A 13933-nucleotide genomic window follows, 5' to 3' on the forward strand; every position below is an offset into this window, starting at 1 on the left:
GGGTGAATCATGAGTAAAATCGGGTTTTACCTGCTGCTGCTGGTGCTTGCACCCGTTGCCGCGGTGATCATCATTACGCCAATGGACAGCCAGAAACAGTATATTTTTGGTCTGATCAGCATTGGCATGATGTTTTTATTGGGTTTCAGCAAGAGCCGCAAAATAACTGTGGTGATGGTGATTCTCTCTGCCTTGATGTCCAGCCGCTATATCTGGTGGCGCACTACTGAGACGCTGCACTTTAATTCCGAAGTTGAGGCTATTTTAGGGATTGGCTTATATCTGGCGGAGCTTTACGTCTGGCTGATCTTAATTCTCGGCTTCCTGCAAACCACGTGGCCCTTAAAACGCACGATTGAACCTTTGCCAGACGATACCAGTCTGTGGCCGACGGTTGATATTTATGTGCCTTCCTATAATGAAAGTCTGGATGTGGTGCGCGACACTGTACTGGCCGCGCAATGTATCGACTACCCGCGTGACAAACTTAAAGTTTATCTGCTGGATGATGGTAAGCGCAGCGAATTTGCCCGTTTTGCGGCAGATGTCGGGGTAGGGTACATCACCCGAGACGACAACAAACATGCTAAAGCGGGTAACCTCAACCATGCGATGAAGATCACCAAAGGTGAGCTGATTTGCATCTTTGACTGCGACCACGTGGCGACCCGTACCTTTCTGCAGGCAACGGTGGGGCCGTTCCTGAAAGATTCGAAGCTGGCGCTGCTGCAGACACCACACTATTTCTATTCTCCCGATCCCTTTGAGCGTAACCTGCGCGCCGCGCGCAGCATTCCAAACGAAGGCTCACTCTTTTATGGCCCGGTTCAGCAGGGCAACGACAACTGGAATGCCACCTTCTTCTGTGGCTCCTGTGCGGTGATCCGTCGTTCAGCGCTGGAAGAGATTGGCGGCTTTGCTGTTGAAACTGTCACCGAAGATGCGCATACCGCCCTGAAAATGCAGCGGCTGGGCTGGGGCTCCGCCTTTCTGGCCATTCCGCTGGCTGCCGGTCTGGCAACCGAGCGTCTGGGCCTGCATATCATTCAGCGTACCCGCTGGGCGCGCGGCATGACGCAGATTTTCCGCGTTGATAACCCGCTGTTTGGTCGTGGCCTGAAATGGCAGCAGCGTCTTTGCTACCTTAATGCCATGCTGCACTTCCAGTTTGGTCTGCCACGCGTTGCCTTCCTGACTGCGCCGCTGGCCTACCTGCTGTTTAACCTGAATATTATTCATTCCTCGGCGTCGCTGATCTTCGCCTACGTGCTGCCGCACCTGGTCATGTCGCTCTATGTTAACTCCCGCATGAATGGCCGTTTCCGTTACACCTTCTGGGGTGAGATTTATGAAACGGTGATGTGCTTCCATCTGGTGATCCCGACCCTCCTGACCCTGCTGTCGCCAAAACATGGGAAGTTTAACGTCACCGATAAAGGCGGCGTGCTGGATCAGGGGTTCTTCGATTTCCATATCGTGCGTCCGCACGTGATTGTGGCGCTGCTGCTGGGCATCGGAATTGTGGCGGGTGTAGTGCGTGCCGTGATGCATGACTACTTTGGCGTCGATCCTTATGTCATCGCACTCAACGTCGGCTGGGCAATTTTCAGCCTGATCATTCTGATGGCGGCGATTGCCGTGGCGCGCGAAACCAAACAGGTGCGTAAAACTATCCGCGTAGATGTGCAAATCCCGGCGATTATTCACTACGCCAGCGGCATTTCCTCACGCACCCAGACCAGCAACCTTTCGATGGGCGGTGCGCAACTCGACGCGCCAGATGGACGCCATGAAACGGATGAGATTGAAGAGATTGATCTGATGCTGAAATCCGGCGCGATCACCATTCCGGTCAGTAAGATTTCCGGTGATGAGGAGAGCATTCGTCTGCGCTTTGAGGCGATGCCGCTGGCGCGCCGTCGCGAGCTGGTCCGTGTGGTGCTGGCGCGTGCGGATGCCTGGATTCAGCCGGAGTATAAGCAGGACAACCCACTGATTTCGCTGGGCACCATTATCCGTACCGTATTTGAGCTGTTCTGGCTGACCTGGAAGGGCCGCCACGATAAACGTAAAAATGTCGATCCGGTGGCTGCCGCGGCGAAAGAGGATGGCGTGGCATGAAGATCCTGACGCAAACTTTGCTGGCCAGTTCACTGACCGCAGCGTTATGGCTGACGCCCGCTGGCGCGGAAACGCCGGCAGTTGTTGATAACAGCAGCAGTGCCCCGTTAAACAGTCCTGCGCCGACGCCGTATGGTGCCGTTTCTGCTACGCAGCCAGCCGATGCAGCAGCCAGTGCGCCGGTAAACAGTTCAGCGCCGACACCGCCTGATGCCGTTTCTGCTTCGCAGCCAGCTAATGCAGCGGGCAGTGCGCCAGTGACAAATCAGGCGCCGGTCAGTGATGCCGCGCCTGCGGCACCGATGAATAATAGTGCCACGCCGACAGCCGGTTCAGCCCAGGTGACGGCCCCGGTCAGCGGTGGCGAGTCTGCCACGCAGTCAGTGCCATCAGCGGCCCCGGCTACCCAGGCTACAGAATCGGCTTCGGCTTCTGCGCCACAGAGTGCCGCACCGGATGCGACACCAGCAGCCACGACCCCATCCTATGCACCCGCTGGTGATACAACATCAGCATCTCAGGCGTCAGCGACCGGTGAGGCTTCTGCGCCGGCCGCCGCACCCGTGACGAGCACCGGTGCCGTGACCCAGGACAGCAGCGCGCTGTCCGCGGTGCCACTGCCACAGGGACTGAGCAACGCCGATCCGGCGCTGGAAGCGGCTGCCAGTGCGCTGCCCTACGCGCCAGGCCAGGCGACGATGCCGGTTGCAGAACCGCAGCTGCCGATTACCGCAGCCATCAATCAGCCCATCAGCAGCACGATCTCAGTGGCTCAGATGGGCCAGTCACGTGGCATTACGTTGACCGGCGGCCAGTTACAGTCGGGCATCACCTTTACCCTGCCCAGCGATGAAGTCATTACCAATGCACGACTGAATCTGACGCTGCGCGTCTCTGCCGCCCTGGCCGCACGCAATACGTCGCTGCAGTTGATGCTGAATGGTCAGCCACTCGGCACACTGCCGCTGGGAGCCACTGACAGCGACGTCAGTGACTATGAGCTGGATGTTCCCGCGGCGATGGTGGTGTCGAGCAACAACCTGAGTTTTAAAATTAACGATGCGGACAAATTGCTGTGTGAGAAAGAGAGCGCGCAGCAGTACCAGGTCACCATTCTGCCGAAGACCTCGCTGCACCTTGAGGGGCAGCAGCTTAATATCGGTACCAGTCTGCGCAATTTTCCGCGTCCCTTCCTGGATCCTCAGCGGATGACGGCGTCCACTATCACGATGGGCTTTGCCAGTAACCTCTCACCCGATGCGGTCAGCGCGGCGGCACTGGTCGCTTCCTGGCTCGGTATTCAGAGTGATTATCGTGGCATCCGCTTCCCGGTAGTACGCGGCGAACTGCCGGAAAACAACGGTATCCTGTTTGGTCATCCTGGCGATCGGATCGGTACCCTGACGTTCCCGGCCAGTAATGGCCCGATGTTGCAGGTGGTGGATAATCCCAACAACCCGGTTTACAAATTGCTGCTGGTGAGTGGCAACAATGAAGAGCAGTTGCGTCAGGCAGCGAACCGGCTGACGACGCAGCCATTCGCGACCGATGAGAGCCAGCTGCAGGTTCCTGTACAGACCATTGGCAACCGCAAACCTTACGATGCACCACGCTGGATTAACACCGACCGACCGGTACGTCTGAGCGAACTGCTGCGTAAGGATCAGAGTCTGACCAGCAGTGGCATCTGGCATGATGCGCTACGCGTTAACTTCCGCGCTGCACCTGACCTGTTCCTGTGGGATGGAAAAACGGTGCCGGTCAACCTGCACTATCGTTTCCCGTCGGAAAGCTGGATTGATGAGGACAACTCGTTTCTCAACGTCATGCTTAACGGTACGTTCCTGCGCAACCTGACGGTGAATAAAGTCGGGCTGCTGGAAAACGTCTGGCATCGTTTAGGCGGTGACGCGCGTCAGGAGCAGTATCAGCTGAATCTCGAACCCTATCTGATTTATGGCGACAACCAGCTTGCACTCTACTTCAATATTAAACCGCGAGCCGATGCGCCCTGCGGTGTACTCCTGAACAACAACATTAAGAGCCGGATTGAAGAGGACTCATGGATCGATCTGAGCCATACCCGTCACTTCAGCATGCTGCCAAACCTCTCTTACTTTGTGGGTGCCTCGTTCCCGTTCTCGCGTCTGGCCGATTTCGGCCAGACCACGCTCCTGCTGCCGGAAACGCCCAGCAATGCCGAGCTATCGACGTTGCTGGATCTGGCGGCGCGTGCCGGTAACGCTACGGGGGTGGCACTGACGCAGAATCAGGTGCTGTTTGGTCTGCCCAACGGCGGCACCAACATGGCGCGCTTACAACAGAGCGATCTGCTGGCGGTCAGTACGACCGGCAACAGCGCCTTTAATCAGGCGATGCTGGCAGCATCACCGTATGACGCCACGAGCAGCACCTTTGGTGTGAAAGAGCCCGATACGCTGGAAAAATTACGCGGCTGGCTGACGGGCGACTGGAGTCTCCAGCAGCTGGATGCCGACCGTTATTTCTCCTCCAACGAGGCGTGGCGAGGCTTCCTCAGCTACCGATCGCCGTGGAATCGCGATCGGCTGGTGGTGATGACGGTGGCAACCAGCGACGATCAGCTGCTGCGACTGCATAACGATTTGAGTTCGGCGCAGATTAACGCCGGAATTCGGGGCGATACCGCGATTATTACCGATGAAAACGGTATTCGCAGTTTCCGCGTCGGGGCGCAATTCCCCAGCGGCGAAATGCCCTGGTACATGATGGTGGTGTGGTATGCCAACCAGCATTCGGTGCTGCTGGCGCTGGCGGCGATGCTGCTCTCTGCGCTGGTGGGCAGTGCGGCCTGGGTGATGCTGAAGCGTCATGCGTGGCGGCGTCTGAACCCAAAGCAAGATCGTGATTCCGGCAGGAAGTAAGGATAATAATAATGAAAAATAATCTGTTGAGTGCCGGTATTCGTAAGGCGTTGCTGCTGGGCAGCGCGCTGGCTCTGTCACCGCCGCTTCTGGCGGCGGAAAGCACCAATCCGGCGCTGCAGGCGCTGTTCGATCAGGCCTCTTACTGGCATCAGAAAGCGCATGATGATCTGGCGAAAGCCTCGCTGCAAAAGGTGCTGATGGTTGAACCCGGCAATACCCAGGCACTTTATCTGCTGGCACTTTATTCACAGCAGGGCGGCGATAATGCCGCCGCGGCGCAGTATCGCGCCCGGCTTAGTCAGGTCTCTCCCAACGATCCGCACCTCGGCGAACTGGACAGTGCACGCCAGCTGCAGACCATTCCACAGGCGCAGCTTTCGTTGGCGCGTCAGCAAGCGCGCAGCGGCAATATTCCGGCGGCGTTACAGACCTGGCGCAATACCTTTAGCGGCAATGAGCCACCACCCAGCGTCGCGGCAGAATATTATCTCACTATGGCGGGTGACCGGACGCTGCTGCCGCAGGCGGTTGAGGCGCTGCGCCAGTTTGCGGCTCAGCACCCGCAGGATACGGGGGCGAAGCTGGCGCTGGGTAAGGCGCTGACTTATCAGGAACAGACCCGTCGCGAAGGCATTGAGATGCTGAGCGCGCTGGCGAGTGGTAATCAGGATGCCGATCGCTCACTGCGTCAGGCACTGCTATGGCTTGGCCCTCAGCCGTCAGATGCGGCACTCTATCAGACCTGGCAGCAGCGTCACCCGCAGGACTCAGCGGTAATCGACTACTACCGTAAAAATGTCGGTGGCGCAGAAAAAGGGGCCGGATTCAGCGCGCTGAACAGCGGTGACGTTGGTGGAGCGCAGGCCAGTTTTGAAAAAGTGCTGGGCGCCAATCCGCAGGATGCTGATGCGTTAGCGGGTATGGGCTATGTGGCCGAGCGTGCCGGACATTATCAGGAAGCGGCAGATTATCTGCAGCGCGCTGCACAGCTCGGCGGCGATCAGGGTGCTTCACGTCAGCAACAGGCGGACGATGCGCGCTTTTATGCACAACTGGCCAGCGCCCAGCAGGCGCTAAAAAGCGGGGACACTGCGCAGGCGCTGACCTTAAGTGAACCGCTGGTGCAGGCTGACGGTGAGAAAGGGCTGGCCGCCAGGCTGTTCCGCGCCGACGTGCTGCGCCGCACCAATCAACCGCAGCAGGCAGAGCAAATTTACCGCAGCATTCTGCAAAGCGATGCGAATAACCGCAGCGCCAAAGAAGGACTCTTCTACGTTCTGCGTCAGCAGAATCGGAATGCCGAAGCCAGTACGCTGCTGGGCGCGCTGCCGGACAGCGTGCGTCAGAGCGTTACGCCACGGGCCAATGAAGCCGATGCGTTGCGTCAGCAGGCGAAGCGTCAGCTTGCCGCTGGCAACAACGCCGCGGCCATCGCGACGTTGCAGCAGGGCGTTCAGCGCTATCCCTCGGATGGCTGGCTGCGGCTCGATTTAGCGCGGCTTTATCGTCAGCAGGGCGATACGCTGCTGGCGGCCAACGTAATGCAACCGGTGATGCGCAACGGGGCCAGCACCAGCGAGCTGTATGCTGGTGCGCTCAATGCCAGCGAAAGCGGCGGCTGGCAGCAGGCCAGCGCCTTGCTGGCGCGCATTCCCGCTAATGCTAAAACGGAGGCGATGCGTGAACTGGCGCAGCGGGTGAATTTTAATCTGCAGATGAGCACCGCCGATCAATACCTGGCACAGGGCGCGACGGCAGCAGCAGCCAATACCCTGAAAGCGCTCGCGGTCACGCCACCGACCAATCCGGTTGATGCCGGAAACCTGGCGCAGAAGCTGGCGCAGGCGGGCGATCTCACCAGCGCCGTTTCGGTGGTGCAGGCTAACCTGCAGCGCGGCGTGCAGGGCAATGCTGGCGATTATGCTGCACAGATGGCAGTGCTGAATCAGGCGGGTCTCGGCAGTGAGGCGCAGCGCTTCCTCAGTAACCCGGAACTGCAGGCGCGCAGTACGCCGACGCAGCTGGCGGGTATTCGCAACGGCTATCTCATTAACGAAGTGGATCGCCTGCGGCAGCAGCGCCAGTACGCGGTGGCGTATGACAAGCTGATTGGCGCACTACAGCAGGATCCGCAGAACCGTGATCTGATGTTTGCGATGGCCCGTCTTTACCAGGACGGCAAGATGAACCGGGATGCGGGTGTGGTCTATGACTACCTGATGACCCAGGATACACCGACGCAGGATGCGCGCGTCGGGGCCATCAACGTCGCGCTGGCGCAGAACAATCTACAACGCGCTAACGAGCTGAGTCGCGGCCTCAACACCACCACGCAGACGCCGGATCGACTGCTGCTGCTGGCGCGAGTCGCGGAAGCCAATGGCGACCATTCGCAGGCGATGGCATATCTGCGTTCAGCACGCGGGCAGCTGATTGGCCTGCAGGGTGCACAGCCTGGCAGCGTGCCGAGCGTGGGCGGCCTGGCGCTGGCGGATAATCCGTTTATCAACCGTAATACCTCACCAGTGGGACGTTCGCCGTCCAGCTACGGCACTGTGCTGCCCTGGCAGGCGGCACCTGTGGGCATTGCAACGGGCGTCACAGCGCAGGGCGATCTGGCCGCGGGCAGCGAAACCGTCTCTCATCAGTCACAGGTTCTGCACGACGTCGATACCATGATGGATTCGCTTCAGGAGAAAACCGGCACCTGGAGTCAGGGCATGGTGCAGGTGCGCGGGCGTGATGGCGAGTCAGGCCTCAGTAAGCTGACAGAAGCCAAAGCGCCGCTGACCTTCTCAACCGTGCCGTTTGAAACGGCGCGTCTCGACTTTACCGCCACGCCGGTCTCACTCACGGCGGGTAGTGGCGCAGCCGATGCCTGGCGTCGTTTCGGCACCAATGCACTGAGTCAGGGCCGGGTTGTCGCCGCAGGCGGTGCGACGGTGAATGATCTGCCGAACGGCGTTACCGATTCGCAAACCGCCTCTGGCGTGGAGCTGAATCTGGCACTGAAGGGCGACAGTTATAAAGTGGACATTGGCAGCACGCCACTGGGCCAGGATCTCAGTACACTGGTCGGTGGCGTGCAGTGGTCACCGAAACTCACTGACTTCCTGACGCTGATCCTCACCGGTGAGCGTCGTGCGATTACTGATAGCCTGCTCTCCTACGTCGGCGCAGAAGATAAAACCAGCGGCAAACGCTGGGGACGCGTCACGAAGAACGGCGCGAACGCCCTGTTAAGCTATGACAATGGCGATGCAGGCTTCTATGCTGGCGCGGGCGCGTACAGCTACCTTGGCGAGAATGTCGCCAGCAATAACAATCTGCAGGCAACCGCTGGCGCTTATGTCCGTCCGTTCCACAGTGACGATCGCGAGCTGAAAGTAGGCATGAGCCTGTCGTGGATGGATTTCTCGAAAAACCTCAGCTACTTCAGTTACGGTCAGGGCGGCTACTTCAGCCCGCAGAACTACGCGTCGGTCTCATTCCCGATAGAGTTCTCACGTAAATTTGACGATCTCAACGTGAATATTGGCGGTGCGGCTGGTTATCAGACCTACAGTCAGGATAAGAGCGCGTACTTCCCTGCAAATGCCAGCCTGCAATCTGAGCTGGAAGCCCTTGCCGCAAGAGGCAGTGTAAAAGACGCTTACTATTCTGGTGGCAGCAAAAACGGCATCGGCTACAACCTGCACGCCGGGGCGGACTACAAACTCAACAAAGATGTGACGATTGGCGGCCAGCTGGGCTATGACACCTTTGGTGACTACAACGAAAGCAGCGCGCAGCTCTATGTCCGTTATCTGTTTGGAGAGAAGTAATGAGTGAACATTCTGCGGTATCACATCCACATCAGCCGGGCTGGTTTGACCTGGTCAGCGTGATGATTGACGGGATGGTGGCCAACGCGGGTCAGCGGGAGGCGGAGGCCTTTCTCTATAAAATGGGTGAATCACTGGCGACCCGCTATCCTTTGCCAGCGTCACGCACCGTGCGGGATCTGGAGCGCGAGGCCAACTTACAGCTGGCGCGATTTAACTGGGGCTTTGTGCAGCTTCAGCCGGAAGAGACGGCGCTGCTGATGACGTATCACGCCTTACCGGCTGGCGACAATACCCATTCTCCGGCTGACTGGCAGGCAGTATTTGGCGCAGTCATAGCCGGACTGTTTTCAGGCTGGTTACAGGGCCAGGGCGGCAGCAGGATTGTGCCGGTTACACTTGAACTCAATGATGGCAGCACGCTGCACTATCGATATCAATAGGATCGGAAATGAAACGTAAGCCATTCTGGATGGGCTGGATCTGCTCTGTTTTACTGCTGGCCTGCAGTGCGCAGGCGAGTGCCAGCGGCTGGGACACGTTTAAAGGTCGTTTTCTGACGGCGGAAGGGCGGATCACGGACACCGCCAATAACAATGTCAGTCACACCGAAGGTCAGGGTTATGGCATGTTGCTGGCGGTAGCCAACAATGATCGCGCCACGTTTGACAGGTTGTGGCAGTGGACACGCACCCAGTTAGGTAATCCGCAGACCGATCTCTTCTACTGGCGCTATGTGCCAGGCAGTGACAATCCGGTTGCTGATAAGAACAACGCCTCGGATGGTGATGTGCTGCTGGCCTGGGCGCTGCAGCGTGCTGCTCAGAAATGGCAGGTGGAGAGCTACCAGCAGGCATCTGACCGTATTCAGCGCGCCATCATCAAGCTGGATGTCACGAACTTTGGCGGCTATACCGTCCTGCTGCCGGGCGCGCAGGGTTTCAATAAAACCAGTTACGTGGTGCTTAACCCTTCCTATTTCCTGTTTCAGGCGTGGCGTGAGTTTGGCGAGCGCAGTCATCTGCAGGTCTGGGATAAGCTGATTAATGATGGTTTTACGCTGCTGGGTAAGCTGAGTTTTGGCAAAACCGGTCTGCCGCTGGACTGGGTTGCGCTGAATGCCGACGGTTCGGTTGCCCCGGCTGTCGGTTACTCAAACCGCTTCAGTTATGACGCGATTCGCGTACCGCTGAACATCTGGTGGTATGACCCGCACAGTCTGGCGCTGGTGCCGTTTCAGCGCGTCTGGCAGGGTTACAGCCGTATGCTGACTCCCGCCTGGTTCGACGTGCTGGCAAATGCACCTGCACCTTATCATCTTGAGGGCGGTCTGCTGGCGGTGCGCGACCTCACGCTGAATGAGACCGGCTATCTGAGCGATAAGCTGGCTGCGGATCAGAACTACTTTTCCGCCAGTCTGCAGCTGCTGACCTGGCAGGCGTTTCAGGAGAAGCGCTGATAACAGGCAGAACGGCGGCGCTGGCCGCTATTCTGCTGCCGACAGTAACACGATAAAAATGGGTCAGGCGCTAAGCGGCGGCTGACCCGCACTTCTGCTTTCCGGCAGTGATGCGTTACTCCGGATAGGGCACCCAGTCTCCGCCATTTAGCCTGATCCAGGGCTTGCCCTGATACATCATCACCACTGCACCGTCGTTTTCCGACACCACTGGCGTCTGCGGCAGCTTGTCAGTCAGCACCGACATATTGACATTGGGCGCATTAAATACCTGCCCATCCACCACGCGAGACACAATCTCTGAGACTGCCAGCAGACTGGTTGGCGCATCAATATTGAGTGGCTGTCCCTGATGCGGGGCTTTCATGCCGACAAACTTAATCCCGACCGGCACATGCGTAATACCCGGGCTGGGAATGTCGCGCAGCCCTGACATCTGCATCTTATCGCCCTGCAGGGCGGCCCCATGCTCCGGCACCACCAGCACCATCACCCGACGGCCTGACTTCTCCAGCTGAGTAAGGAAGGCGTCGATCTGATCAAACAGCAACTGAGCGCGCGGCTTCCATGGGGCTGTCTGGGTGCTGCCCAGTTCGCGGGTGCCGTCGTGCAGCGGGATCAGGTTATAGAAGGTGGCGCTGCGGGCATCGCTGCTCTTGCTGCGATCGTCGAGCCAGCGCTGCATCAGTTGGGCATCATTGAACACCGGCGTGCTGTCGAATGAAGTCACCTCCGGCGCAATACCCGCCTGCGACATCAGCGGTGCCTGAATATCCCCGCCTTCGCGCAGTTCTTTGAGATAGTTACCAAACACGCCGGTGTGGTCCATCATCAGCTGCTCTTTAAAGCCCAGCTTCGCCAGATTATCGAACAGATAGCAGCGTGAATCAGTGGGTTTGTAGAGATCGCTGTGCGAGGTCTGACCGCAGCTGGCACGCAGCAGACGAATCCCTGCCGGTCCGCTGTAGCTCGTGGCGGAGTTGTAGTTGGTCAGCATGATGTCGAAGTGATGCCACAGCGGATGATTACGCAGTTGCGAGGCATCCATATCTGACCAGGCGAGCGAACAGATGTTGATCACCAGAATGTCGAATGGCTGTGAATCGGCAGGCAGGCTGTCGGGGAAGTGGGTAACGCGCTTGCGCTCACTCTCATAGAAACGGTTGAGCCAGGCGGTCAGATTCGTACTGGTCGCGGGTGCAGACTGATCGAGCCCATCCGGCGTAGCGGCTGGCTGGCTGGCGGCTGGCGTCTGATTCAGGACCACCTGCGGAGTGGCTGCGCGGGTCGGTAGCAGCGACATCGCCGGGCCAGCGATAGTGAGTACGTTGAGCCAGATCAGCATCAATGAAACCAGCACGGTGATACGAATCCACTGCGCAACAAAGAGATAGAGAACCAGCAGGACAAAGAGCGCACCTATCATTTGCCAGTTGATAAAGCGGTCTGCCAGATCGAGAAGATAGGCTGCGGAGAAGCCCGCCAGCTGATCGCCCTGGCTCATGATGCTGCTGAGTCCGGGCAGCCAGGTGTCATGCCAGAACAGCCCGACACCAATGGGGATCGAGACCCAGTGGCGCAGGCGATGCAGGCGTACCGTCGGCAGCGGGAAGAGCAGCCAGGCGAGAAACACCAGGTTGCTCAGCGCGTGAAAGTTGAGATAGCCATACCACAGCAGGGCGAACTTCACTAAAAAGTAGAAATTCCAGCCGCCCAGTCCGCGCCAGCAGGACCACAAACCGGAAGAGTGGGCCGCAGCGGGTTGATCATTTTTCATTAATTTTTGCATCCGTTTTTGGAGATTGACGCTGCCAGTCACCTTCAGACTTTAGCGCACGCGCAGGCAACAGCCGATTCAGCAGGCCGTTCCAGCGACGCGGCAGCCAGCGTTGCCAGACAGGCTTTAGAATCAGCAGGATAAAAATAGCCAGCAGCGCAATCTGTACCCAGTCCATCAGGTTCATCGGGATTCTTTCTCCGGCAGTAAAGTGATGGGCTGCGGTGCCGAACGTACAGGCGCATCCACTGGCTTGAGGGTGGATTCGAGCAGAGATTCTGAAACCGGCGTCAGTTCCTGAATCGCCATCGGCGTCAGTTTTTTAATATTGCTGACTTCCGCAAGAATATGATTATCCTCGAACCAGACCATCCGGTTTGCAAATAGCTCATCGTGAGGCAATGAAAATATATATTTCAAGGCCTTATCGAGATCGTTGTAGCGGCAGGAGGAGAGAAACAGTATGACGCGATCTTCCAGCACCGTGACCAGGTCGCCGAAGCGACGCGGTTTACAGAGCGTCAGAATCTGCTGGGGTTGAAGCTGCGGCACTGGCCGCAATGCCACCAACAGGCCCTTATCATTTTCCGGCAGTAAGGTATTACTGATCAACTGGCTGACTGATTGACAGAAGGCTTCAAGCCGCAGGTAGCCTTTCTCATGCAGCGGCTGCAATGAGGCGGTTAACGCCTCAAGACTGGCGGGAACGCGACGGTTAAACACCTGTCCCTGAAGACCTTCCAGCGTGGTCAGAAAGCGCGACATGGCTGCGTTAGCCGGCACGATGGTGTTGACTCCGCAGGCCAGCAGCAGCCGCTCGTCGCTATAACGCAGGCTGGCCCCCATCTCACGTACCACAATTTTCATTCCGTTGCCGCGAGCACGACGCAGGCTGTGAACCATCTTCGCCAGTTCGCCGATATAGTCGCTGCGGGTCAGACTAAAAATAACTGTCGCGGCATTAGCCTGCTGTGCCTGGAACCAGACCTGCTCATTATCATCAAAGAGCTGCCACTGGCGTGAAAGCGGCGGCGCGCCCTCAAGCACGATTTTGTCCGCGAGATAATGTTGTTCGTCATTAAGGCTCAAAGGTTCCTGCTTTTCATTTAAGGCAAAGAAACGATCTTCTTCACAGCCCAGACGTATTGCACGATCGGCGAGCAGGCGTTCCGCGGCATACCACCAGTTAATTCGATACTGCCAGCTGTCCTGCTGAAAGCTCAAATGGGCAACGCCATCCAGCTGACGAAAATAACGCTGAAGATTATTACTCAGGTTTATTATGGTGGTGCCGGAGGTAATGATTAAAAGTGTGAGTTTGCTTTTATGTAGCGTGCGGCGCATACCCTTTATCCACCGGGTTAATTCGGCGTCATCGAGCTTATCCCATTGCGCTGCGCTGCTGTTAAATATCACCAGTCCGTTTTTACTGCCAAGCGTACGCAGAAAATCATTTTCCAGCAGCAAAAGACTCCGTTTGCTTTTGGAAAGAGAAAATAGCGGGATACGGTCGGGGCCGCCGATCGGGTCGGGCGTCAGGAGATCACGAGGCGGTTGATCAGCGCTGATGAGCGTGACGGCCTGCTGATGTGAAATCACCTGTCGAATCAACATGCGGGCGTCATCCTGCCGTGCACACGTCACCCAATAACAGCCAGGCGTTTGCAATGCCGTTAATTCAGGCTGAACATGCAACAGCCCTAGCGAAAAAGAATTTTTCATATTGAATTCGTTATTTTTCCAGTCCAGGCTAGCTTATTATAGACAGGCCAGGATGTAACCTGAGAAATTTAAACATTGCCAATGACAAACTGGCTCACAACGTCTGGCAAATGCAGCGTTGCTG

The 13933-nt window shown here is 57.6% G+C and carries 8 protein-coding genes; 5 read left to right on the plus strand and 3 right to left on the minus strand.

The genetic code is table 11. The features are described from left to right. Positions 1–9: 9 nt before the first annotated feature. From bcsA to Q7C21_RS11665, 5 genes are read left to right on the plus strand one after another with little or no spacing between them, the layout of a single operon-like run. Positions 10–2121, plus strand: a complete 2112-nt coding sequence (gene bcsA, locus Q7C21_RS11645; protein ID WP_052250627.1) for a UDP-forming cellulose synthase catalytic subunit — start codon at positions 10–12, stop codon at positions 2119–2121. Further along, the gene (gene bcsB / locus Q7C21_RS11650) at positions 2118–5024 is read left to right on the plus strand and encodes a cellulose biosynthesis cyclic di-GMP-binding regulatory protein BcsB (RefSeq protein WP_078805055.1); all 2907 of its coding nucleotides are present in this window, start codon (positions 2118–2120) and stop codon (positions 5022–5024) included. The genes bcsA and bcsB overlap by 4 nt, the downstream gene beginning before the upstream one ends. 11 nt (positions 5025–5035) lie before the next feature. Beyond that, positions 5036–8851, plus strand: a complete 3816-nt coding sequence (locus Q7C21_RS11655) for a cellulose biosynthesis protein BcsC (RefSeq protein WP_182630215.1) — start codon at positions 5036–5038, stop codon at positions 8849–8851. Continuing rightward, the gene (gene bcsD / locus Q7C21_RS11660; RefSeq protein WP_375150734.1) at positions 8851–9294 is read left to right on the plus strand and encodes a cellulose biosynthesis protein BcsD; all 444 of its coding nucleotides are present in this window, start codon (positions 8851–8853) and stop codon (positions 9292–9294) included. The genes Q7C21_RS11655 and bcsD overlap by 1 nt, the downstream gene beginning before the upstream one ends. Positions 9295–9302: 8 nt before the next feature. Continuing rightward, complete coding sequence (locus Q7C21_RS11665; protein WP_078805053.1) at positions 9303–10310, plus strand: glycosyl hydrolase family 8; 1008 nt, start codon at positions 9303–9305, stop codon at positions 10308–10310. A 115-nt stretch (positions 10311–10425) separates the two neighbouring features. On the opposite strand, the gene bcsG is transcribed toward Q7C21_RS11665, so the two are convergent. From bcsG to bcsE, 3 genes are read right to left on the minus strand one after another with little or no spacing between them, the layout of a single operon-like run. Further along, positions 10426–12087: a cellulose biosynthesis protein BcsG gene (gene bcsG, locus Q7C21_RS11670; protein ID WP_039658631.1), complete on the minus strand. Its 1662-nt coding sequence runs from the start codon at positions 12085–12087 to the stop codon at positions 10426–10428. Next, on the minus strand, positions 12077–12274 hold the full coding sequence (bcsF, locus tag Q7C21_RS11675; protein WP_039658630.1) for a cellulose biosynthesis protein BcsF: 198 nt from the start codon (positions 12272–12274) through the stop codon (positions 12077–12079). The genes bcsG and bcsF overlap by 11 nt, the downstream gene beginning before the upstream one ends. After that, positions 12271–13809, minus strand: coding sequence for a cellulose biosynthesis protein BcsE (gene bcsE / locus Q7C21_RS11680; RefSeq protein WP_375150735.1), 1539 nt, complete (start codon positions 13807–13809; stop codon positions 12271–12273). The genes bcsF and bcsE overlap by 4 nt, the downstream gene beginning before the upstream one ends. Positions 13810–13933 lie beyond the last annotated feature (124 nt).

This window comes from Pantoea sp. ANP04 (genome assembly GCF_041982285.1).
Classification (GTDB): Bacteria; Pseudomonadota; Gammaproteobacteria; order Enterobacterales; family Enterobacteriaceae; genus Pantoea; species Pantoea eucalypti.

Excerpts from the sequence above, each read along its gene's own strand:
- Q7C21_RS11655 (WP_182630215.1), top strand. The coding sequence starts at position 5,036 with ATGAAAAATAATCTGTTGAGTGCCGGTATTCGTAAGGCGTTGCTGCTG.
- bcsD (WP_375150734.1), top strand. The coding sequence starts at position 8,851 with ATGAGTGAACATTCTGCGGTATCACATCCACATCAGCCGGGCTGGTTT.
- Q7C21_RS11665 (WP_078805053.1), top strand. The coding sequence starts at position 9,303 with ATGAAACGTAAGCCATTCTGGATGGGCTGGATCTGCTCTGTTTTACTG.
- bcsF (WP_039658630.1), bottom strand. The coding sequence starts at position 12,274 with ATGAACCTGATGGACTGGGTACAGATTGCGCTGCTGGCTATTTTTATC.
- bcsG (WP_039658631.1), bottom strand. The coding sequence starts at position 12,087 with ATGAAAAATGATCAACCCGCTGCGGCCCACTCTTCCGGTTTGTGGTCC.
- bcsE (WP_375150735.1), bottom strand. The coding sequence starts at position 13,809 with ATGAAAAATTCTTTTTCGCTAGGGCTGTTGCATGTTCAGCCTGAATTA.
- bcsB (WP_078805055.1), top strand. The coding sequence starts at position 2,118 with ATGAAGATCCTGACGCAAACTTTGCTGGCCAGTTCACTGACCGCAGCG.
- bcsA (WP_052250627.1), top strand. The coding sequence starts at position 10 with ATGAGTAAAATCGGGTTTTACCTGCTGCTGCTGGTGCTTGCACCCGTT.